Below are 20,248 nucleotides of genomic sequence, written 5' to 3' on the forward strand. Positions count from 1 at the left end.
CCGTGGCCGCCAAGCTGCGCGAACTGGCCGATGGCGGTGCCGACCTGATCCTGGTGACCGGCGGCACCGGTCCCGCGCCGCGTGACCTGACGCCCGAAGCCGTGGCCGACGTGATGGACAAGGAACTGCCCGGTTTTGGCGAGGAAATGCGCCGCGCCAGCCTGACCGAGGTGCCGACGGCGATCCTGTCGCGTCAGACAGCGGCGATCCGGGGGCGGTCGCTGATCATCACGATTCCCGGCAAGCCTTCGGCCATCGCCACCTGCCTGAATGCGGTCTTTGCGGCCGTGCCCTATTGTCTGGACCTGATGGGCGCTGCACGGATCGAGACCGATCCAGCACGCATCAAGGCCTTCCGCCCCAAAGGCGCCTGATCCTCATCCTCCGAACAGGTGCAGGGCCAGCGGCGCGATGATGGCCGTCAACACGGCATTCAGCCCCATTCCGATCCCGGAAAACGCCCCCGCCGTTGCATTGACCTGAAAGGCGCGTGCGGTGCCGATGCCGTGCGCCGCAACCCCTACGGCAAAGCCGCGTGCCCGCCAGTCGCGGATCTTCAGCGCGTTCAGCAGCGGCGTGACGACGATGGCACCAAAGATCCCGGTCAGCAGAACCAGCGCGGCCGTCAGTGTCGGCTGACCGCCAAGCGATTCGGCGATGCCGATGGCCACAGGGGCCGTGGTCGATTTTGGCGCCAGCGAGGCCAGGACCGGCCCCTCGATCCCGAAAGCTCGCGCGATGGCGAGTGCCGAGAGCACCGCCACCCCCGAACCCGCCACAAGCCCCGCCAGCATCGGCAGCGCCGCCTTTCGCACGCACGGCAGGTTGTCATAAAGCGGCAGGGCCAGCGCGACTGTGGCAGGCCCCAGCATGAAATGGACGAATTGCGCCCCTTCGAAATAGGTCCCGTAGTCGGTGCCGGTCGCCCACAGCAGCACCGCCAGCAGGATGACCGCCACAAGGACAGGGTTTGCCCAGCTTTTCCGTCCTGCCGCCCGAAAGACCGCGTCGCCTCCCAGATAGGCCACCAGCGTTGCCGTCAGCCACAGCAACGGCCCCTGCGCCAGATAGGACCAGATCAGCGCCGGATCATTCACGACCCAGATCCTTCAGCGCCTGGGGCTCCTCGGAGCCTGTCATGCGTGCCACGGCCGTAAAGGCCCAGGCGCCGGCCGCGATGGCCATCAGCGTCGATGCCATCAGCGCAACGGCTAGCCCGACCCCATGAACCCGCAGCAGGTCCCAATGCGCGACGATGCCGACGCCCGCCGGTACGAAGAACAGGGACAGGTGCGACAAGAGGCCTGTCGTGGTCGGGCGGATCGCCTCGGCCAGGCGCGGGCGCAGGATGCAGGCCGCAACCAGCAGGATCAGCCCGACCACGGGGCCGGGCAAGGGCAGGGACAGGGCGCGCGAGGCGACCTCTCCGGTCAACTGGAAGCCCAGGATGATGGCAAGCGTCTGGATCATGGCGCAAAACTAACCCGCAGACATTCGCTGCGCCAGATCCTTGCAGACCGGCGCATCTTGTAGGCACATCCGCGCCAGCCGCGATATATGGGGGCTGTGGTTGACTTGGGCGCTGCCAGCGAGGACAATCGCTGATTGACCCGAATCTGACGGACCTGCCCCTTGCGATTTGACCGCCTGCGCCTCAACGGCTTCAAAAGCTTCGTAGACCCGACCGACCTGATCATCCGCGAGGGGCTGACAGGTGTGGTCGGCCCGAACGGCTGTGGCAAGTCCAATCTGCTGGAAGCGTTGCGCTGGGTCATGGGCGAAAACCGTCCCACTGCCATGCGCGGCGAAGGGATGGAGGACGTGATCTTTGCCGGCACCGACCGGCGCAGCGCCCGCGCCCATGCCGAGGTGTCGCTGACCATCGACAACCATGATCGCCTGGCGCCTGCGGGCTTCAACGACGACGATCAGTTCGACATCACGCGCCGCATCACCCGTGACGCGGGCAGCGCCTACAAGATCGCGGGCAAGGACGTGCGCGCACGCGACGTGCAGATGCTGTTCGCCGATGCCTCGACTGGGGCGCATTCGCCGGCCTTGGTGCGGCAGGGCCAGATCAGCGAGCTGATCAATGCCAAGCCCAAGAACCGCCGTCGCATCCTGGAAGAGGCCGCCGGCATCTCGGGTCTTCATGCGCGCCGGCACGAGGCCGAGTTGAAGCTGAACGCGGCCGAGACCAACCTGACCCGCGTTGATGACACGCTGGATCAACTGTCGGCACAGGTGGCAACGCTGGCGCGACAAGCCCGCAGTGCCGCGAAGTACCGGGAGATTGGGACCGCGTTGCGCCTGGCTGAGGGTTTGTTGCTTTATCGCCGCTGGGCCGAGGCCGAGGCCGCCCGTCTGGCTGCCGGGCAGGCGCTGACAGCTGCAAGCCGCAGCGCCGCGGATGCCGGCCTCGTTGCCGCCGACGCGCAGGCCCGCCATGCCGGGGCCGAGGCCGCTTTGCCTCCGCTGCGCGAGGAAGAACAGGTCGCCGCCGCGATCCTGTCGCGCGTGACCACCGACCGAGAGGCCTTGGACGAGGCCGAGGCACGCGCCGTGGGCGCCATAGCCGCCTTGCAGTCGCGCATTGCGCAGCTGGACCGCGACATCGACCGCGAAGGCGTGTTGAACAACGACGCCGCCCAGGTTGTGGAGCGTCTGGCCGAGGAAAAGGCCGGGCTGGAGGCGGCGGGACAGGGCCATGAGGATCGGCTGGACCTGGCCTCCGAGGCCGCAGCCGAGGCCGCCGAAACCCTGCACGACATCGAGGCACGGCTGGCCGAGCTGACGGATGAATCCGCTCGCCTGGCTGCAAGGCATCAGTCGGCCGAAAGGCTGGTCACCGACCTGCGCGGCATGTTTGAACGTGCCGATCGTGCCGCGGCTGAGGCGACCGCTGCGGTCGCTCAGGCCACCCAGGCGGGCGAGGCTGCGCAACGGGCGCTGGAAGACGCCGATGCCGCCCAGGACCAGGCACGCGACCGGGTCGAGGGCGCCGAGGATTCGCTGGCCCAGGCCGAAGCCGCCCGCGCCGAGGCCGAAGCGCAGGAAGCCGCCGCACGCGCGGCCCGGTCCGAGGCCGAGGGCGAAGCCGCGGCCCTTGCTGCGGAAATGTCGGGCCTGCGCCGGCTGGTGGAACGGGGCCGATCGGGCAGTGCTACGGTGCTTGACCAGGTTCAGGTGGCCCGTGGCTTCGAGGCGGCCTTCGGGGCCGCCTTCGGCGATGACCTGCGGACTGGCGTCACGGAGGAAGGATCGGGCTGGCACCGTTTGCCGGAATGGGACAACCCGCAGCCGCTGCCCGAGGGCGTTGACCCCATGAGTGCGCATGTCGGCGGTCCCGATGTGCTGGCCCGTCGCCTGTCGCAGACGGGGCTGGTGCCGGATGCCCAGCGGGGTGCGGCCTTGCAGCACGCCTTGCAGCCCGGGCAGCGGCTGGTGACCCCTGCCGGCGACCTGTTCCGCTGGGACGGGATGCGGATCATGGCGGGCGAGGCTTCCTCGGCTGCGGCCCTGCATCTCCAGAAGGTGAATGAACTGGCTGCCATCACAGGTCAGGCCGTAGAGGCGCAGGCCCGTGCGGAAACTGCGGCCGAGGCGCATGAGGAGAGCCGCGTCCTTCTGTCAGACGCCGCGCAGATCGAGAAATCGGCCCGCGACGGGCGGCGCGAGGCCGAGCGGCTGCTGTCCGAGGCTGCGCGTGCCGCAACCCGCGCCGAGTCGAATCTGGCCTCGGCCTCCAGCCGCGCCGAAAGTGCGCAAGGCGCGCTGGCCAGACATCAGGGCGATGCCGCAGATGCCCGCGTCCGGCTGACCGAGGCGGAAGCGCAGCTGGCGGCCTTGCCCGACCGAGCGGACGCGGCTGCGGCGGTCGAGCATGCCCGCACGGGCGTCGAGGCCGCGCGCATCGCCACGATGACACGCCGGGCGGTGCTGGACGAACTCAAGCGCGACGCGGCATTCCGCGCCAAACGGCTGCAGGAGATCGCCAAGGAGGAAACCGGCTGGCGTCAGCGCCTGCAACAGGCCGGAACGCGGGCCTCTGAACTGGCTGCCCGTCGTGATGCGGCCCGGGATGAACTGGCCGAAGCCGAGGCCCAGCCCGCGATCCTGCAAGGCCGCCGCGCCGCCCTGGCGGAACGCGAGGCCCAGGCTGGGACGCGGCTGACACACGCGCGCGAGGCTCTGGCGGTTGCCGATGATGCGGCCCGCGCGGCCGCCATGGCCGAACGGGAGGCCGAGCGTCGGGCCTCGGACGCCCGTGAAGCCCGCGCGGGCTGCGAAGCACGCGCCGAGGCAGCCCGCGCCACCGAAACGGCGGCCCGCGACCGCATCCTCGGGGAAACCGAGCAATCGCCCCAGCAACTGCGCGACGCCTTGGGCGGTGTCGACGAAACGGCGCCCGCCGATGTGCTGGAAGGCCAGATCGCCCGCCTGCGCACTGCCCGAGATGCCTTGGGCGCCGTGAACCTGCGCGCCGACGAGGACAAGCGCGCCCTGGAGGCCGAGCGCGACCAGCTGGCGGCCGAAAGAACCGACCTTGAGGAAGCGATCCGCAAGCTGCGCACCGGGATCAGCGGTCTGAACCGCGAAGGACGCGAACGTTTGCTGGCGGCCTTTGATACGGTGAACAGCAACTTTGCCACGCTGTTCACCACGCTGTTCGGCGGGGGCGAGGCGCGCCTCGTCCTGGTCGAATCCGATGACCCTCTGGAGGCCGGGCTGGAAATCATGTGCCAGCCGCCGGGCAAGCGTCTTTCGACCCTCAGCCTTCTGTCGGGCGGTGAACAGACCCTGACCGCCATGGCGCTGATCTTTGCCGTTTTCCTGGCCAACCCCGCGCCCATCTGCGTGCTGGACGAGGTCGATGCGCCACTGGACGATGCCAATGTCAGCCGTTTCTGCGACCTGTTGGACGAAATGACGCGCCGCACCGACACGCGCTTCCTGATCATCACCCATCATGCGGTGACAATGGCGCGGATGGATCGCCTTTTCGGAGTGACCATGGTCGAGCGGGGTGTCAGCCAGTTGGTCAGTGTCGATCTGAAACGGGCCGAGGCTCTGGTCGCCTGATGCGACCCGCGCTAGGGTCCGGCCAAAGCCAACCCAAGCGAGGACTTCATGACCGTCGAACAGACCCTGGCCGACAAAGGCATCACCCTTCCCGCAGCGCCCGCGCCGGCGGCCAATTACGTGCCCTTCGTGCAGACCGGAAACCTTGTCTTCATTTCCGGCCAGATCAGCGCGGACGAGAATGGCTTCATCACCGGCAAGCTGGGTGAGGGCACGTCGGTCGAGGACGGCGCTGCCGCCGCACGCCGCTGTGGCCTGGCATTGATCGCGCAGCTGAAGGCAGCCATCGGGGATCTGGATCGGGTCAGCCGGGTCGTCAAGCTGACGGGCTTCGTGAACTCCACCCCTGATTTTGCCGATCAGCCCAAGGTCATCAACGGCTGTTCGGACCTGATGGTCGAGGTGTTCGGAGAGGCCGGGCGTCATGCCCGGGCCGCGGTTTCCGCGCCTTCGCTGCCTTTTGGCGTCGCGGTCGAGATCGAAGCCATCTTCGAGGTCCGCTGATGACCGCGCTGTTCGACAGCTTCCTGACGATACCCATTGCCCATCGCGGACTGCACGGCATCGGCATTCCGGAAAACAGCCTTGCCGCCGCGCGTGCGGCCATCGAGGCAGGCTATGGCATCGAATGCGACATCCAGCCGGCGGCGGATGGCACGCCGATGGTCTTTCACGACTATGAGCTGACCCGCCTGACCGCGCAGAAGGGATATATCGCCGCGACCGCGCCCCAAGGCCTGTCCGGCCATCGCCTGCTGGGCAGCGACGAGCCGGTTCCGACCCTGGCGCAGTTCCTTGAAACGGTCGGCGGCCGTGTGCCCCTGCTGATCGAGATCAAGGACCAGGACGGTGCCTGCGGAACCGATATCGGCCAACTGCACGACCGCGTGGCCGAGGCCTTGCAAGGCTATGCAGGCCCGGTCGCCGTCATGTCGTTCAATCCACATGTGGTCGAGGCCTTTCATCGGGCAGCGCCCGATATCCCGGTGGGGTTGACCACCTGCGCCTTTGACGAAGCCGACTGGACGCGCGTCCCGCCCGAGCGGCGCGAGGCCCTGGCCCTCATCTCCGATTTCGACCGTTGCGGGGCCAGTTTCGTTTCGCATGACAAGGCCGATCTGACCAATCCCCGGATCGATGCCTTGCGGGCGATGGGCGTGCCCATCCTTTGCTGGACCATCCACAGCAAAGCCGAGGAAATGCTGGCCCGGCAGGTCGCGGGCAACATCACCTTCGAGGGCTATGACCCGGCGCGCTGACGCGCAGGGACACGGGGCGCGCGCACGGTCACTTGTGCGCCCCGCGACCATCAGGCCCCTGACAATCGTCCCCGGCACCCCTATCTTGCGGCCATGAGCGACATGCTGACCCTGACCACCCATTCCTCCATCGCCGAAATCGACCCGCAGGTCTGGGACGGTTTGGGCGACGGCAATCCCTTCACCACCCACCGGTTTCTGCTGGCGCTGGAACAGTCGCGGTCGGTCGGGACCGGCAGTGGCTGGCAGCCCCTGCATCTGTCCGTGGAACGGGCGGGCACCGTTGTAGGTGTCGCGCCCCTTTACGGCAAGTCGCACAGCCAGGGGGAATACATCTTCGACCATGCCTGGGCCCAGGCCTATTCAAGGGCAGGGGGCCGCTATTACCCCAAGCTGCAGTGCACTGTTCCCTTTACCCCCGCCACGGGCCAGCGCCTGCTGGCGCAGGATGATGTCGCCCGGATGGCGCTTTTGAACGGTCTGATGCAGGTCGCGGACCGGATCGAGGTGTCGGGGGCGCATGTGACCTTTTGCACCGAAGACGAGGCGGCGCTGGGCGAGGCGGCGGGCTTTCTGCCGCGCATCACGCAGCAATACCATTGGCTCAACCGCGGCTATGGCACGTATGACGATTTCCTGGGGGCGCTGAGTTCGCGCAAGCGCAAGGACCTGCGCAAGGAGCGCGCCCGCGCCCAAGGGTTCGGGGGAGTCATCCGCCAGCTGACCGGCGATGACCTCAAGCCCTGCCATTGGGACGCGTTCTGGGCGTTCTATCAGGACACCGGTGCCCGCAAATGGGGTCAGCCCTACCTGACGCGGGATTTCTTCGACCGCATCCATGAAACGATGCGCGACGACATCCTGCTGGTCCTGGCGGAGGCGGACGGCCGGCCCATCGCCGGGGCGCTGAACTTCCTCGGGCCGGATGCGATCTATGGCCGCTACTGGGGCTGTCTGGCCGAACATGCCTTTCTGCATTTCGAGCTGTGCTATCACCAGGCTATCGACCATGCCATCGCCCATGGGCTGTCGCGGGTCGAGGCGGGGGCGCAGGGGGATCACAAGCTGGCGCGCGGCTACGAACCCATGCCGATCCATTCGCTGCACTGGGTCCGCAATCCGGGGTTTCTCAGGGCGCTGGAAAGCTATCTGGATCAGGAGCGCGATGCCATGGGCCAGGAAATCGAGGCATTGGCCGACTGGACCCCGTTCCGCAAGGGCGACTGACACCGCCCTTGCAGGCCCTGGAGGCCGAGTGCCCGTGGCAGGATCAGGCCTTGGCCAGCAGTGCCTCGCCTGCGCTGACGCTGCAGGTGCCGGGCGAATCCTCGACATTGATCGTCGATACGACACCGTTCTCGATCAGGGCGGCAAAACGCTTGCAACGGCCGAAGAAGCCGACCGGCGGCGCATCGAAGTTCAGCCCAAGGGCGGCCGTCACGCTGCCGTCGGCATCGGCCAGAACCTCGATGCCCGCATCAAGGGCGCCGGTCTGCTCGGCCCAGGCCTTGGCAACAAAGGGATCGTTCACGGTCATGCACACGATGCGGCTGATCCCTTTCGCGCGCAGCGCATCCGCGTTGCGCACAAAGCTGGGCATATGGGCATTGGTGCAGGTTCCGGTAAAGGCGCCCGGCAGGCCGAAAAGCGCCACCTTGCCTTGTGCCAGTTCGGCGACCGGCACGGTCTCGGGTCCGTTCTCGCCGACGCGCAGCAGCTGGCCCTCGGGCAGGTTGGTCCCGGCAGTGATGGTCATCGCACTCTCCTGAATTGCAACGGATTCGCGGCGACTATAGGGTGCGCCCGATCGACAGGCCAGACGATGGAAGGGGCAGGGGATGCGGATCGTGATCGTGGGTGCGGGGCAGGCGGCGGCCTCGATGGCGGCGCGCCTGCGTGCACGCGGCCATGACGGCCCCCTGACCGTCATCGGAGCCGAGCCTTCCGCACCCTATCAGCGCCCGCCGCTGTCCAAGGCCTATCTTCTGGGCCAGATGGGGCTGGATCGGCTGGTGCTGCGCGCGCCCGAATGGTGGCGCGATCAGGACATCGCGCTGCAACTGGACGAGCCGGTCCTGTCCATCGACCGCGAAGCCCGGATGGTGACAACCGGTCGCCGCAGCTATCCCTATGATGCCCTGGCATTGACCTTGGGGGCGCATCCCCGCCGCCTGCCTGCCGCGATGGGGGGCGACCTGCCCGGCACCTATGTGATCCGGGACCTTGCCGATGTGGATGCCCTTTCGCCGCAACTCCAGCCCGGGCGCAGGCTGGTGGTGATCGGTGGCGGATATATCGGGCTGGAGGCTGCAGCCGTGGCCCGGGGGCTGGGGCTGGCCGTGACGCTGATCGAGGCGGCACCGCGTATCCTGGGGCGGGTGGCAGGCGCTGCGACCGCCGACATGATCCGCGCCCTGCATCGCGCCCATGGCGTGACCCTTCTGGAAGGGACGGCCATCAGCCACATCACCGGGACGGACCGAGCCGACGGGGTGGCGCTGACCGACGGGCGCCACGTTCCCGCCGATCTTGTGGTGATGGGCATTGGCGTCCTGCCCCGCACGGATGTGGCCGAGGCGGCGGGGCTGGTGCTGGACAACGGCATCGCCACCGACCTGCGGGGCCGGACCTCGGACCCGGCAATCTGGTCGGCGGGCGATTGCGCCAGCATCCCGTATGGTGACGGGCGGCTGCGGCTGGAAAGCGTGGGCGGCGCCATCGACATGGCCGAATGCGTGGCCGACAATCTTCTTGGGGCGGATCGGGACTATCAGCCGAAACCGTGGTTCTGGTCCGATCAGTTCGACGCCAAGCTCCAGATGGCTGGTCTGGGCCAGGGACATGACCACGCCGTCACCCGACCCGGCCGCGATGACCATGCAGGGTCGGTCTGGTATTACCGCGACAGTCGGCTGATCGCCGTGGATGCCCTGAACGAGCCGCGCGCCTACATGATCGGCAAGCGTCTGATCGAAGCGGGCCGCAGCCCCGCGCCGGACGAAGTCGTCGCGGCCGCCGATCTCAAGGTGCTGCTGTGACAGGGTTTTTAAGGGGGATGGTGTTCCTGCCTGGAGCGGGCGGGCCAGCATGAGGATCGTCGGCGGCAGGCTGCGCGGCCTCAAGCTGGCCGAGCTGCGGGAAGGCGATATCGCTGCGCATCTGCGCCCCACGACCGACCGGGTGCGCGAGGCAATCTTCAACCTCCTTATCAATGGCGGGCACGGAAATCCGCTTCCGGGGGCGCGGGTCCTGGATCTGTTTGCTGGCACCGGCGCCCTGGGGCTGGAGGCACTGTCGCGCGGAGCAGCACAGGCGGTGCTGGTGGATGATGGTGCCAAGGCCCGCAGCCTGATCCGGCAGAACATCGAAAAGGCGCGCCTGCAGGACGTCGTCCGTCACCTGTCCCGCGATGCCACAAGGTTGCAGCCGAATCGCGACGTGCCCTTTGATCTGGTCTTCCTGGATCCCCCTTATGCGCAGGCGCGGGGCGAGGCCGCATTGGCCTCGGCCCTTGCGGGGGGCTGGCTGTCGCCCGACGCGACGGTGGTGTGGGAGGAGGCGGTCCCGCCTGTGCTGCCGGCAGGCTTCCGGCCGCTGGATCAGCGCCGCTACGGAGACACGGTTGTGACACTTGCGCGCCGCATGGGTTCCGCCTGACGGGATCGTGTCACGGACGCCCTTGCACCTGCGCCTGATTGGCGGATCATTCCCGCATCAGACAGGAGGATAGCATGGCTTATCGGAAAACCCTTGCGCTGCTGGCGCTGCCCGTTGCCCTGACCCTGGGGCTGCCGCTTGCTGCCACGGCGCAGGATCACACCGTCCATCACGAGGGGCACGAGCAGCATGACCCTGCCACCGGGGCGGATGCCGCGAACACGGCCTATAACGAGGCCATGGCCCGGATGCACCAGACCATGGCGATCACGCCCTCGGGGGATGCCGACGTGGATTTCGTGCGCGGCATGATCCCGCATCATCAGGGGGCCATCGACATGGCGCGTGTGGTGCTGGAACACGGTGATGATCCGGACATTCGCGCCCTGGCCGAAGAGATTGTCGCGGCGCAGGAGGCCGAGATCGCGAAGATGGAGGCTTGGCTGGCCGAGAACGCGCCGGCGGAAAGCGACGGAACAGCCATGCCGGCCAGCCAGTAGACCAGCCCATCGGGTCGGGTGGCGTCGGATCCGCCTTTGGGGCCGGCGCGTCGGTGGCCGCCACCGGTTGCGTCAGGCGGTCCGGGCGATCTGCGCCGCGGCCGCCTCCAGCGCACCCGGGCCATGCGGGATGCCAAGAGCCGTCAAACCCGCTTCCATCGCGCCCAGCGCGCCCATGATCATGGCCGCATTGCAGTGCCCCATATGCGCGATCCGCAGGGCCCGGGACGGGTCGCTTGCCCCCAGGCCCACGCCCAGCGTCACCCCGCATTCGCGCGTCACCCAGTCCCGCAGCCCGTCCGCCCCGGGCAGCGTCACCGCCGTCACCGAAAGGGCGCGGGCGGCGGGATCGCTGACCGACAAGCGAATGTCGCCGGCCCCCGCGCCCCAGGCATCGACGGCCGCCCAAACCGTTCGGGCAAGGCGGGCATGGCGGGCCCAGACGGCCTCCAGCCCTTCCTCGTCCAGGATCATCGTCAATGCCTCGGACAGGGCATAGATCTGCTGGACGGGCGGAGTGCCGCCCCAGAAGCGCCAGAAAGCCTCGGATTTGGCCCGCAGGTGCCAGTCCCAGTAAGGTGTCGTCAGGTCTGTCCGGCCCCGTGCCGCCGCCCGATCCGAGAACCACAGGAAAACCGTGCCCGGCAGGCACATCATCCCCTTCTGGCTGGCTGCGATCAGCACGTCCACACCCCAGTCGTCCATGCGCATGGGCGCACAACCCAGCGAGGCAATGGCATCGACGACAAGCAGTGCAGGGTGATCGCCCATGGCCGCCCGGATGGCGGGAACGTCCGCCGCAGTCGCACTGGCCGTATCGGTCTGGCACAGCATCACGGCACGGATGCGGCCGGCGGGATCACGGGCCAGTTGTTCGGCCAGTCGTGCGGGGTCGGGGGGCAGGTTGCCGAAATCCAGCCTTTCGACATGAACGCCCGAGGCCTCGAGCGCATCGGCCCAGCTGCGGCCGAAATGGCCGCAGGTGACGACCAGTGCCCGATCGCCGCGATTGAACAGGTTGGCGGTCGCAGCCTCCCAGCCGGCATGGCCATTGCCGATGTAGGGGGCAAGGTTCTGGGTCGTGCCCGCCAGTCGCCTCAGCTGCGCCATGACCTGCAGGTTCAGCCGGGCCAACGGTTCGGCATAAATGTCCGGCGAGGCGCGATGGGCCGCGTTCAGAACGCGTGCGGGGACCGGCGAAGGGCCGGGAATGGCGATCAGGTCGTGACCGTGGGCAAGGCTCATGGCAGGGGTATCCTTCACATCGTGCAAAATCGGTAGAACCGCCGCGCGGTCTCGTCAACAGGGGCTTGGCCTTGTGGCCGCGCCCCGGATGGGGCTATGGCTGAACGGAAGATCAGCTGCGCGGCGCCGGCCCGCATGGCCCGCCCGAGACCGAAAGGCCCGCAGACCCGTGGATCCGCGCACAGACAGCCCCGCCCGCCTGATCGCCGCGACCTCGCGGCAGGCTGCTCCGCCGGCAAGCGACCCTGACAGGGTGCCGAGCCTGCTGGGCCGGCTTTATGACGACTATCTGCGGCCCCACCGGCTGCAGATGCTGGGGGCCTTTCTGCTGATGACGGTCGAGGGTTCGACCCTGGCGCTGATCAGCTGGATGCTGAAGCCGCTGTTCGACGTGGTTTTCATCGGCCAGCAAGGCGGCGCGATCTGGTGGGTGGGAGCGGCCATCTTCGGGATCTTCCTGTTGCGCGCCGTCACGCTGATCGCCAGCCGGTCACTGCTGACGCGCGTATCGCTGTCGGTGTCCACGGCGATGCAGACCCGGCTTCTGGCGCATATCCTGACGCTGGACAGCCGCTTTTTCCGCGACAACTCTCCCGGGGCAATGATCGAGCGCATCCAGGGCGACACGATTGCGGTGCAGGGGGTCTGGGCCACGCTGCTCACGGGGGCCACGCGGGATGCGATCTCGCTGGTGATGCTGTTTGCGGTGGCGCTGAGCATCGATGCGGTCTGGACCCTTGGCGCGTTGGTGGGTGCGCCCATCCTGATCATGCCGGCGGCCCTGGTGCAGCGCTATATCCGCCGCAAGGTGCGCCAGAACCGGGCCAATGCCAGCCTGCGGGCGACGCGGCTGGACGAGGTGCTGCACGGCATCGCCTCGATCCGGCTGAACCGGGCCGAGGCTGCGCAGACGGAACGTTTTGCCGCCATCGTGGGTCGCATCCGTCAGGCCGAAACCAAGGTGGCCGCGACCTCGAGCGTGATCCCCGCGCTGACCGACATCGTGACCGGTATCGGCTTTGTCGCCGTGCTGGCCCTGGGTGGCAACCAGGTCATGGAGGGAAACCGCAGCGTCGGGGATTTCATGGCCTTCTTCACCGCGCTTGCGCTGGCCTTCCAGCCGATGCGCCGCCTGGGTGGTCTGGCGGGCACATGGCAGACGGCGGCGGCCAGTCTCGAGCGCATCTACCAGGTCTTTGACACACGCCCCTCGGTCCTGTCGGGTCCGCGCACCGACCCGCCCGAGACGACGGAAATTCGCATGGACGACGTGTGGTTGTCCTATGACGGGCAAACCGTCCTGCACGGATTGTCCTTTACGGCGGCGGCGGGGCAGACGACTGCGCTGGTGGGGCCATCGGGGGCGGGAAAGTCCACCGTCTTCAACCTGTTGACGCGCATGGTGGACCCGGACCAAGGCCAAGTTCTGCTGGGTGGGGCGCCGGTGTCGGATTACGACCTCGGCATCCTGCGCGACCAGTTTTCCACCGTGGCGCAGGAGTCGGCGCTGTTCGATGAAAGCCTGCGCGACAATATCCTGATGGGCCGGCCCTCGGCCTCCGAGGCCGAACTGCAGGCCGCGCTGAAGGCGGCGCATGTGACAGATTTCCTGGACGAGACGCGTGATCTGGACAGCCCAGTGGGGCCGCGCGGATCATCCCTGTCGGGCGGTCAGCGCCAGCGCGTGGCCATCGCCCGCGCGCTGCTGCGCGATGCGCCCGTCCTTTTGCTGGACGAGGCGACCAGCGCGCTGGACACTGCCAGCGAGCGTCTGGTCCAGGACGCGCTGGACAGGTTGTCGGCGGGCCGCACCACGCTGGTCATCGCGCACCGCCTGTCCACCATCCGCAACGCCGACAAGATCGTCGTTCTGGAAGCGGGAAGGGTTGTCGAGGAAGGCAGTCATGACCAGTTGATGGCCAAGGGCGGCTCTTACGCCCGCCTTGTCGCATTGCAGTTCGGAGAGCATGAATGACCCGCCAGATCATCCGTCTGACCGGAGAGGACCGCGTGACCTTTCTGCAAGGGCTTGTCACGAATGACGTCAGCCGCGCCCCCTGCTGGGCCGCCATCCTGACGCCGCAGGGCAAGTATCTGGCCGATTTCCTGGTGGTGCCGGATGGCGACGCGCTGTTGATCGACGTGGACGCGGTCTTGGCACCCGACCTGCTGCGACGGCTGTCGATGTACAAGCTGCGGTCGCGCGTGGCGCTGGAGATGACCAACCTGACCGTCGCCCGTGGCACGGGGCCCACGCCGGAAGGTGCCGTGCCCGATCCGCGTCACTCTGCCCTTGGCTGGCGGCTGTATGGCGGGCAGGGGGATGATGGCACGGATTGGGATGCCGTCCGCGTCGCCCATTGCATTCCCGAAACCGGCATCGAACTGATCCCGAACGAGACCTATATCCTCGAGGCGGGTTTCGAGCGCCTGCACGGCGTCGATTTCCGCAAGGGCTGCTATGTCGGGCAGGAGGTCACGGCCCGGATGAAGCACAAGACAGAGTTGCGCAAGGGCCTTCAGGTTCTGCGGATCGACGGGGCGGCCCCCGTCGGGACGGCCATCACCTGCGACGGACGCGAGGTCGGCACACTCTTCACGCAATCGGGCGGGCAGGCCATTGCCCATGTCCGCCATGACCGCGTCGCACCCGGCATGCAGGCGGGCGAGGCGCGGCTGTCGCCCGCATGACGCCGGGCGCGCAGCCGGAACCCGGACTGCGCAAGATCATCCATATCGACATGGATGCGTTCTTCGCCTCGGTCGAACAGCGGGATTTCCCCGAACTGCGCGGCAAGCCCGTCGCGGTGGGGGGATCGGCCGCACGGGGCGTCGTGGCGGCCGCCAGCTACGAGGCCCGGGTTTATGGCGTCCGGTCAGCCATGCCCTCGATCACGGCGGCGCGGCTTTGTCCCGACCTGATCTTCGTGCGCCACCGTTTTGACGTGTATCGCGCCGTCAGCCAGCAGATCCGGGCGATCTTTCACGAACACACGCCGCTGGTCGAGCCATTGTCGCTGGACGAGGCCTATCTGGACGTGACCGACCACCTGGCGCCGGGCCAGACCGCGACGCAGGCGGCCCGCGCAATCCGGGCCCGCATCCGCGAGGAAACGCAACTGACGGCCAGCGCGGGCGTCAGCTACAACAAGTTCCTGGCCAAGCTGGCGTCCGACCAGAACAAGCCGGACGGCTTGTGCGTCATCACGCCCGACCGGGGTCCGGGATTCGTGCTGTCCCTGCCGGTGGGCAAGTTCCACGGCATAGGCCCCGCGACGGCTGCCAAGATGCAGGCTATGGGCATCCATACGGGCGCCGACCTGCGGGCGCAGGACCTGGAGTTCCTGATGCGCCGGTTTGGCAAGTCGGGACGCTATTACTGGAACATCTCGCGCGGGATCGACCATCGGCGGGTCAGCCCTGACCGGATCCGCAAGTCTGTGGGGGCTGAGAACACCTATTCCGCCGACCTGATGACGCTGGATCAGGCCTTCGAGGCGCTGGCGCCCCTTGCGGTCAAGGTCTGGGCGGCCGTGGCCCGCCATGAACTACGGGGACGGACGGTAACGCTGAAGGTCAAGTTCTCGGACTTTCAGCAGATCACGCGGGCCCGCAGTCTTGGACATGCCGTCGCGTCCGAGGCCGAGATGCTGGCCATTGCGCAGGAACTGGCAATGGCGGTGCTGCCGGACCCCCGCGGGGCGCGGCTTCTGGGGATCACGCTGTCGGGCTTTGACCAGGATCAGGGTGACGACGCGCAACTGAGCCTTTTCGACTAGCGCCAGCGCACCAACCGGCCCGGTCCTTCGGCCGCCAGGATCAGCAGCCCGCCGGCGATCGCCCAGTTCTTCACCACGATCGTCACCTGCCAAGGATCGGCGCGCAGCTGCCAGTGAAACCAGCTTGTGCCGATGCAATAGGCTGCCAGCACGAAGGCCCAGAGCCGCACCCGCGGCCCGAAGATCAGCGCCAGCCCCGCAACCAGGTCGAAGGCAGCCACCGCCCAGACCAGATCCGAAGGCAGGCCCAGGCTGGCGATCATTCGGGCGGAAGGCGTCGGATCGGACAGCTTCTGGAACGCCCCGCCCAGAAACAGGGCGGCGATCAGGATGCGCCCGGCAAGGTTCGTGAAGGCGCGCGTCATGGATCACCCGGCAGGAAAACGCCCCGCGCGTTGTTGCGCGGGGCGTGAGGCTGTTTCGATCATACCGCCAGGATCAGGCGCGTTCGCTGTATTCGAAAACCTCGGTGTTGACGATGATCGCCTCGCCCTCGCCCACGAAAGGCGGGATCATGATGCGAACGCCGTTGTCCAGGATCGCGGGCTTGTAGCTGTTGGCCGCCGTCTGGCCCTTCACGACCGGCTCGGTTTCCGCAACGGTGCAGGTGACCTTTTGCGGGATCGAAACCGACAGCGCTTCTTCGCCATAATATTCGATCGTCGCCGTCATGCCGTCCTGCAGGAAGGGACGGCGGTCGCCCAGCAGTTCCGCGTCCAGTTCGGTCTGTTCAAAGGTCTCGCTGTCCATGAAGACCAGCTTGCCGTCGGTTTCGTACAGGAACTGCTGGTCCTTCTGGTCCAGACGGACACGCTCGACCTTGTCTTCGCTGCGGAAGCGCTCGTTCAGCTTGCGGCCGTCGCGCAGGTTCTTCATCTCGACCTGGGCAAAGGCGCCGCCCTTGCCGGGCTTGACATGGCTGACCTTCACGGCGGCCCAGAGGCCTCCGTCATGCTCCAGCACGTTGCCGGGGCGGATTTCATTGCCGTTGATCTTGGGCATGGATTGGTTCTCGTGCGATTGCGGGAAATTCCGGCCGTCCCAGGGTTTGAACGGCAGTGTCGGCCCCCTATATCGGGGCTTGCACTTTCAGGCAACCAGAACGGATGTGCGGCGTTGTCAAGGCGCCATGGATGGTACAAGGGCGCTGACGCCGGGGAAGCAGGTCGATTTTTCCTGCAAAATTGGCGACATGCGCTAGAGACATGGCAGACATGCGGCGGAAGGGATACCGAATCGGCGTCGTGAAAGGCTAAGGCAGGCGACACCGTCGGAGAAACGGATTTTTAAGAAACAGGGAAAACGCCAAGTTTTCCCCCGAGGTCCTGTCGCCTGACAGGACCGCAAGAGATGGACGAAACAAGATGCGCGATTTTGTTGACGGCTCGGCCTTTAATTTCGAACAAGGCCAGCGGGCCCGCAAGCTTTTTGCGGCAGTGGTGCTTGCGGCTCTGGATGACGCCATCGCAGATGACAAGAAATATGGCAACGGGCCTGAACAGATTGCACGCTGGGCACGGTCTCGCGATGGGCGCGAGGTCCTGTCCTGTGCGGGAATCGATCCGAACGAGCGTGTGGTCAAGGGCTTGATGGAATTCGTGTCGAAGGGTGTGCGCACCTCCGTCGCGCTGTCGCGCGAAGAAAGCGAGCGCCGCATGGCCGCCGAGGCCGAGGAAGCAGAAGCCGCCTGAGGGCTGGCGTCAGGCATGTCTCAGGGCCGCCCTTCGGGGCGGCCTCTTTTGTTCAAAGACGCGTGATCACGCGTTGGGAATAGAAGTGGCGCACGTCTTCGGCATGGCACAGTTCGGTCGCCGGCGTCATGACCGCGGCCGATGCCGCCGCCGCGCCAAGGGCCAGTGCCTCCTGTGCCGGCCAGCCACGTGCCATTGCCAGAACGAAGCCCGCCACGAAGCTGTCGCCCGCTCCCACCGCGCTGACCACCCGAACCGGAGCGGCGGTTGCATGCCAGGCACCGTCAGGTCCGGCAATGACCGACCCGTCGGCACCCCGCGCCACGATGACGGAACGCGCCGCGCCGTTCTGCACCAGCCCGGCCGCAAAGGCGGCGCTGTCGCTGCGAAGGGGCAGGGGGCGCCCTGCCAGACCCTCCGCCTCGTGGCTGTCCATGCGCAGCACGTCCACCGGAATGGAGGAGCCTGCCAAGGCCTGCAGCGCCTCACCCGACGTGTCGACCAGCAATTTCGCCCGCCCGTCCTTCAGCCGAACGGTCAGCATCTGTTCGAAGCCCGGCGCGACACCGGGGGGGTTCGAGCCTGACACCACCACCCAGCCGCCCGCCAGCGCCGCCTCGGCGATGGCCGACATCGCGGTGGTGACCTGCGTCATGTGCCATTCCGGCCCCGGCAGCACGAAGCGATACTGCCCGCCGGTCGCGCGGTCCGTGACAGCCAGGGACTGGCGCGTTTCTCCAGGGGCCGTCAGGCGCAGGACTGACAGGCCCGCTCCCTTCAGCAACTCGGCCAAGCGCGTCCCCGTGGCGCCGCCAAGCGCAACCATTGCGGTGGACTGGCCGCCGACGATCTTGATGGCGCGGCTGACATTGATGCCGCCGCCGCCCGGATCGACCACCGGCTTGTCGCAGCGCAGCTTGAGGTCGGGAACCACCGCATCGGCCGCCGTGGACAGGTCCAGCGCCGGGTTCAGCGTGACCGTCAGGATAGGGGCTTGGCCGCTCATTCCCACCAACGATCGATGCGGGCGATGTCCTCGTCAGACCAGCCGAAATGATGGGCCATTTCGTGCGTGACGACATGAACAACCAGATCGCCCAGGGGCACATCCCCGCGCGAGGCCCATTCGTCCAGGATGGGACGCCGGAACAGCCAGATGATGTCGGGCTGGCCGGGCTGGTCCGCCATCGATTTCTCGGTCAGGGGAACGCCGTCGTAAAGGCCCGTCAGTTCGAACGGGTCGTCGATCTGCAACTCGTCCAGAACATCCTCGGGGGCGAACTCGGCCACGCGGATTGCGACCTGAGCGGCCGCTTCCCGGAACTCGGCCGGCAGGCCGTCCAAGGCCGTATGGGCCATCGTCTCCATCTCGGCCGCGTCGGGGGCCGTCATCCTGTCCCAGTCACTCATTCCGCGCCTCCTGCATTGCCCCCCCGATATGGACAAAAACCGCTGCCTGTGAAAGAGCGACACCAACAGGAGACGCCCCATGACCATCACCCGTTTCGCGCCATCGCCCACCGGCCACATCCATGTGGGCAACCTGCGCACCGCGCTGTTCAACTATCTGATCGCCCGCAAGACCGGCGGCACCTTCATCCTGCGCCTGGACGACACCGACCAGGAGCGCAGCAAGGAAGAATATGTCGAAGGAATCAAGCGCGACCTCGATTGGCTGGGCCTGCACTGGGACCGGGTCGAGCGCCAGTCGCTGCGCCTGGACCGCTACCGCGACGAGGCCGACACGCTGCGCGCGTCAGGGCGCCTTTACGAGGTCTTCGAGACGCCGACCGAGCTGGACCTCAAGCGCAAGAAGCAGCTGAACATGGGCAAGCCCCCGGTCTATGACCGCACGGGCCTGAGCCTGACGGATGCCGACAAGGAACGTCTGCGGGCCGAAGGGCGCGAAGGCTACTGGCGCTTCCAGCTGGACCAGAGCCGCATCGAGTGGACGGACGGGATCCTGGGCGACATCTCGATTGACGCGGCTTCGGTCAGCGACCCGGTGCTGATCCGTGCGGACGGGCAGGTCTTGTACACCTTTGCCAGCAGCGTGGATGACACGGACATGGGCGTCACGGATATCGTGCGCGGCTCGGATCATGTGACGAACACGGCCACGCAGATCCAGATCATCCAAGCCATCGGCGGCACGCCGCCCGCGTTCGCGCATCATTCGCTGCTGACGGGCGCCAAGGGCGAGGAACTGTCCAAGCGTATCGGTGCGCTGTCGCTGAAGGACCTGCGCGAAGCGGGGGTGGCCCCCGAGGCGCTGATCTCGCTGATGGCGCGGCTGGGATCGGGCGTGCCGGTCGGATTGGCCTCGCTGGACGAACTGGCCGAAGCGTTTGATCTGTCGCAGTTCGGTGCCTCGCCTACCAAGTTCGACGCCGACGACCTGTGGCCCCTGACGCGTGAACGGAACCAGGCGCTGCCCTTCGAGATCGTGCGTGACCGAATCACATTGCTGGGGGTACCGGACGATCTGGCCGAACGCTTCTGGCGCGTCGCCTCGCAGAACATCACCCGGCTGGAGGATCTGGCCGATTGGTGGCGCATCTTCAGCGAAGGGGCGGAGCCCCAGATCGATCCCGAGGATGCCGACTTCGTGGCGCAGGCGATGACCCTGTTGCCGGACGCACCCTTCACCGACGCCACTTGGGGCGAGTGGACCGCCCGCGTGAAGGAGGCCACAGGCCGCAAGGGCAAGGGCCTGTTCATGCCGCTGCGCAAGGCGGTGACAGGCCAGGCCCATGGCCCGGAAATGTCCGACGTGATGCCCCTGCTGCAGGTGGTGAAGGCACGGACCTGACCCTTTCGGGCGACTTCGAAAGGTCGTTCGCAATAGGGTGGGAAGGGGATGGATGGGCAACGGCAGCAAGTCGGCAGGGAAGCGAAGGAAAGGTCGGAAAAACCTCTTGACGCCCCCCGCGCTTCTTCGTAAATCGCCCCCACTCCATGGCGGAGTAGCTCAGTTGGTTAGAGCAGCGGAATCATAATCCGCGTGTCGGGGGTTCGAGTCCCTCCTCCGCTAC

Annotated in this window: 21 protein-coding genes and 1 tRNA gene; 14 read left to right on the forward strand and 8 right to left on the reverse strand. The window is 67.2% G+C overall.

Annotated elements, in window-relative coordinates:
• The coding region (gene mog / locus ACLHHB_RS14670) for a molybdopterin adenylyltransferase (RefSeq protein WP_410219027.1) at window positions 1-374 on the forward strand (374 nt) is incomplete at its 5' end.
• 3 nt (window positions 375-377) lie between these two features.
• Here the strand turns inward: mog and ACLHHB_RS14675 are convergent.
• A complete protein-coding gene (locus ACLHHB_RS14675; protein ID WP_410219028.1) occupies window positions 378-1,097 on the reverse strand; it encodes an LrgB family protein in 720 nt (239 codons plus the stop codon).
• Window positions 1,090-1,470 carry a CidA/LrgA family protein gene (locus ACLHHB_RS14680; protein WP_410219029.1) on the reverse strand — a complete coding sequence of 127 codons (381 nt, stop codon included), beginning with the start codon at window positions 1,468-1,470 and terminating at the stop codon, window positions 1,090-1,092. The genes ACLHHB_RS14675 and ACLHHB_RS14680 overlap by 8 nt, the downstream gene beginning before the upstream one ends.
• 162 nt (window positions 1,471-1,632) lie before the next feature.
• Here ACLHHB_RS14680 and ACLHHB_RS14685 point away from each other — a divergent pair, with 162 nt between their 5' ends.
• The 4 genes from ACLHHB_RS14685 to ACLHHB_RS14700 all read left to right on the forward strand — a co-directional run bounded on the left by ACLHHB_RS14685 (window position 1,633) and on the right by ACLHHB_RS14700 (window position 7,568).
• Window positions 1,633-5,082 carry a chromosome segregation SMC family protein gene (locus ACLHHB_RS14685; protein ID WP_410219030.1) on the forward strand — a complete coding sequence of 1,150 codons (3,450 nt, stop codon included), beginning with the start codon at window positions 1,633-1,635 and terminating at the stop codon, window positions 5,080-5,082.
• Between the two features lie 48 nt (window positions 5,083-5,130).
• Window positions 5,131-5,586, forward strand: a complete 456-nt coding sequence (locus ACLHHB_RS14690) for a RidA family protein (RefSeq protein WP_410219031.1) — start codon at window positions 5,131-5,133, stop codon at window positions 5,584-5,586.
• Entirely contained in the window at window positions 5,586-6,341 is a 756-nt protein-coding gene (locus ACLHHB_RS14695; RefSeq protein WP_410219032.1) for a glycerophosphodiester phosphodiesterase family protein, read from the forward strand. The genes ACLHHB_RS14690 and ACLHHB_RS14695 overlap by 1 nt, the downstream gene beginning before the upstream one ends.
• A gap of 93 nt (window positions 6,342-6,434) precedes the next feature.
• Window positions 6,435-7,568, forward strand: a complete 1,134-nt coding sequence (locus ACLHHB_RS14700; RefSeq protein ID WP_410219033.1) for a GNAT family N-acetyltransferase — start codon at window positions 6,435-6,437, stop codon at window positions 7,566-7,568.
• A gap of 43 nt (window positions 7,569-7,611) precedes the next feature.
• Here the strand turns inward: ACLHHB_RS14700 and ACLHHB_RS14705 are convergent, their stop codons facing one another.
• Complete coding sequence (locus ACLHHB_RS14705) at window positions 7,612-8,097, reverse strand: peroxiredoxin (RefSeq protein WP_410219034.1); 486 nt, start codon at window positions 8,095-8,097, stop codon at window positions 7,612-7,614.
• A gap of 82 nt (window positions 8,098-8,179) precedes the next feature.
• Between ACLHHB_RS14705 and ACLHHB_RS14710 the strand changes: the two genes are divergently transcribed.
• The 3 genes from ACLHHB_RS14710 to ACLHHB_RS14720 all read left to right on the forward strand — a co-directional run bounded on the left by ACLHHB_RS14710 (window position 8,180) and on the right by ACLHHB_RS14720 (window position 10,498).
• Complete coding sequence (locus ACLHHB_RS14710; RefSeq protein ID WP_410219035.1) at window positions 8,180-9,379, forward strand: NAD(P)/FAD-dependent oxidoreductase; 1,200 nt, start codon at window positions 8,180-8,182, stop codon at window positions 9,377-9,379.
• Window positions 9,380-9,428: 49 nt separating this feature from the next.
• The gene (rsmD, locus tag ACLHHB_RS14715; RefSeq protein WP_410219036.1) at window positions 9,429-9,998 is read left to right on the forward strand and encodes a 16S rRNA (guanine(966)-N(2))-methyltransferase RsmD; all 570 of its coding nucleotides are present in this window, start codon (window positions 9,429-9,431) and stop codon (window positions 9,996-9,998) included.
• A 74-nt stretch (window positions 9,999-10,072) separates the two neighbouring features.
• Entirely contained in the window at window positions 10,073-10,498 is a 426-nt protein-coding gene (locus tag ACLHHB_RS14720; protein ID WP_410219037.1) for a DUF305 domain-containing protein, read from the forward strand.
• 72 nt (window positions 10,499-10,570) lie between these two features.
• On the opposite strand, the gene ACLHHB_RS14725 is transcribed toward ACLHHB_RS14720, so the two are convergent.
• Window positions 10,571-11,743 (reverse strand): pyridoxal-phosphate-dependent aminotransferase family protein, encoded by a 1,173-nt coding sequence (locus ACLHHB_RS14725; RefSeq protein ID WP_410219038.1) that lies wholly within the window; start codon window positions 11,741-11,743, stop codon window positions 10,571-10,573.
• A gap of 310 nt (window positions 11,744-12,053) precedes the next feature.
• On the opposite strand from ACLHHB_RS14725, the gene ACLHHB_RS14730 reads away from it, so the two are divergent.
• Genes ACLHHB_RS14730 through dinB form a run of 3 tightly spaced genes read left to right on the forward strand, consistent with a single transcriptional unit; the run spans window position 12,054 to window position 15,522 of the window.
• Window positions 12,054-13,718, forward strand: a complete 1,665-nt coding sequence (locus ACLHHB_RS14730; protein ID WP_410219045.1) for an ABC transporter ATP-binding protein — start codon at window positions 12,054-12,056, stop codon at window positions 13,716-13,718.
• Window positions 13,715-14,434 carry a YgfZ/GcvT domain-containing protein gene (locus ACLHHB_RS14735; protein WP_410219039.1) on the forward strand — a complete coding sequence of 240 codons (720 nt, stop codon included), beginning with the start codon at window positions 13,715-13,717 and terminating at the stop codon, window positions 14,432-14,434. Before ACLHHB_RS14730 ends, ACLHHB_RS14735 begins: the two co-directional genes overlap by 4 nt.
• Window positions 14,431-15,522: a DNA polymerase IV gene (dinB, locus tag ACLHHB_RS14740; protein ID WP_410219040.1), complete on the forward strand. Its 1,092-nt coding sequence runs from the start codon at window positions 14,431-14,433 to the stop codon at window positions 15,520-15,522. The genes ACLHHB_RS14735 and dinB overlap by 4 nt, the downstream gene beginning before the upstream one ends.
• On the opposite strand, the gene ACLHHB_RS14745 is transcribed toward dinB, so the two are convergent.
• A complete protein-coding gene (locus ACLHHB_RS14745) occupies window positions 15,519-15,887 on the reverse strand; it encodes a DoxX family protein (RefSeq protein WP_410219041.1) in 369 nt (122 codons plus the stop codon). The two genes, dinB and ACLHHB_RS14745, sit on opposite strands and share 4 nt — an antisense overlap.
• 73 nt (window positions 15,888-15,960) lie before the next feature.
• Window positions 15,961-16,524: an elongation factor P gene (efp, locus tag ACLHHB_RS14750; protein WP_111301981.1), complete on the reverse strand. Its 564-nt coding sequence runs from the start codon at window positions 16,522-16,524 to the stop codon at window positions 15,961-15,963.
• A gap of 362 nt (window positions 16,525-16,886) precedes the next feature.
• On the opposite strand from efp, the gene ACLHHB_RS14755 reads away from it, so the two are divergent.
• A complete protein-coding gene (locus ACLHHB_RS14755) occupies window positions 16,887-17,213 on the forward strand; it encodes a DUF6280 family protein (protein WP_042251710.1) in 327 nt (108 codons plus the stop codon).
• A 52-nt stretch (window positions 17,214-17,265) separates the two neighbouring features.
• On the opposite strand, the gene ACLHHB_RS14760 is transcribed toward ACLHHB_RS14755, so the two are convergent.
• Both ACLHHB_RS14760 and ACLHHB_RS14765 read right to left on the reverse strand, forming a co-directional pair.
• The gene (locus ACLHHB_RS14760) at window positions 17,266-18,219 is read right to left on the reverse strand and encodes a 1-phosphofructokinase family hexose kinase (RefSeq protein ID WP_410219042.1); all 954 of its coding nucleotides are present in this window, start codon (window positions 18,217-18,219) and stop codon (window positions 17,266-17,268) included.
• Window positions 18,216-18,623 carry a metallopeptidase family protein gene (locus tag ACLHHB_RS14765; protein WP_410219043.1) on the reverse strand — a complete coding sequence of 136 codons (408 nt, stop codon included), beginning with the start codon at window positions 18,621-18,623 and terminating at the stop codon, window positions 18,216-18,218. The genes ACLHHB_RS14760 and ACLHHB_RS14765 overlap by 4 nt, the downstream gene beginning before the upstream one ends.
• A 79-nt stretch (window positions 18,624-18,702) precedes the next feature.
• Here ACLHHB_RS14765 and gltX point away from each other — a divergent pair, with 79 nt between their 5' ends.
• Together gltX and ACLHHB_RS14775 are read left to right on the forward strand one after the other, a co-directional pair.
• Window positions 18,703-20,025 carry a glutamate--tRNA ligase gene (gltX, locus tag ACLHHB_RS14770; RefSeq protein WP_410219044.1) on the forward strand — a complete coding sequence of 441 codons (1,323 nt, stop codon included), beginning with the start codon at window positions 18,703-18,705 and terminating at the stop codon, window positions 20,023-20,025.
• A gap of 148 nt (window positions 20,026-20,173) precedes the next feature.
• Window positions 20,174-20,247 (forward strand) — tRNA-Met (locus ACLHHB_RS14775).
• Window position 20,248: the final 1 nt, after the last annotated feature.

The organism is Paracoccus sp. (in: a-proteobacteria) (assembly GCF_046462195.1).
Lineage (GTDB): Bacteria > Pseudomonadota > Alphaproteobacteria > Rhodobacterales > Rhodobacteraceae > Paracoccus.

Coding starts and splice junctions, on each gene's coding strand:
- ACLHHB_RS14680 (WP_410219029.1), bottom strand. CDS start 1,470: ATGATCCAGACGCTTGCCATCATCCTGGGCTTCCAGTTGACCGGAGAG.
- ACLHHB_RS14690 (WP_410219031.1), top strand. CDS start 5,131: ATGACCGTCGAACAGACCCTGGCCGACAAAGGCATCACCCTTCCCGCA.
- ACLHHB_RS14695 (WP_410219032.1), top strand. CDS start 5,586: ATGACCGCGCTGTTCGACAGCTTCCTGACGATACCCATTGCCCATCGC.
- ACLHHB_RS14700 (WP_410219033.1), top strand. CDS start 6,435: ATGAGCGACATGCTGACCCTGACCACCCATTCCTCCATCGCCGAAATC.
- ACLHHB_RS14705 (WP_410219034.1), bottom strand. CDS start 8,097: ATGACCATCACTGCCGGGACCAACCTGCCCGAGGGCCAGCTGCTGCGC.
- ACLHHB_RS14710 (WP_410219035.1), top strand. CDS start 8,180: ATGCGGATCGTGATCGTGGGTGCGGGGCAGGCGGCGGCCTCGATGGCG.
- rsmD (WP_410219036.1), top strand. CDS start 9,429: ATGAGGATCGTCGGCGGCAGGCTGCGCGGCCTCAAGCTGGCCGAGCTG.
- ACLHHB_RS14720 (WP_410219037.1), top strand. CDS start 10,073: ATGGCTTATCGGAAAACCCTTGCGCTGCTGGCGCTGCCCGTTGCCCTG.
- ACLHHB_RS14725 (WP_410219038.1), bottom strand. CDS start 11,743: ATGAGCCTTGCCCACGGTCACGACCTGATCGCCATTCCCGGCCCTTCG.
- ACLHHB_RS14730 (WP_410219045.1), top strand. CDS start 12,054: ATGCTGGGGGCCTTTCTGCTGATGACGGTCGAGGGTTCGACCCTGGCG.
- ACLHHB_RS14735 (WP_410219039.1), top strand. CDS start 13,715: ATGACCCGCCAGATCATCCGTCTGACCGGAGAGGACCGCGTGACCTTT.
- dinB (WP_410219040.1), top strand. CDS start 14,431: ATGACGCCGGGCGCGCAGCCGGAACCCGGACTGCGCAAGATCATCCAT.
- ACLHHB_RS14745 (WP_410219041.1), bottom strand. CDS start 15,887: ATGACGCGCGCCTTCACGAACCTTGCCGGGCGCATCCTGATCGCCGCC.
- efp (WP_111301981.1), bottom strand. CDS start 16,524: ATGCCCAAGATCAACGGCAATGAAATCCGCCCCGGCAACGTGCTGGAG.
- ACLHHB_RS14755 (WP_042251710.1), top strand. CDS start 16,887: ATGCGCGATTTTGTTGACGGCTCGGCCTTTAATTTCGAACAAGGCCAG.
- ACLHHB_RS14760 (WP_410219042.1), bottom strand. CDS start 18,219: ATGAGCGGCCAAGCCCCTATCCTGACGGTCACGCTGAACCCGGCGCTG.
- ACLHHB_RS14765 (WP_410219043.1), bottom strand. CDS start 18,623: ATGAGTGACTGGGACAGGATGACGGCCCCCGACGCGGCCGAGATGGAG.
- gltX (WP_410219044.1), top strand. CDS start 18,703: ATGACCATCACCCGTTTCGCGCCATCGCCCACCGGCCACATCCATGTG.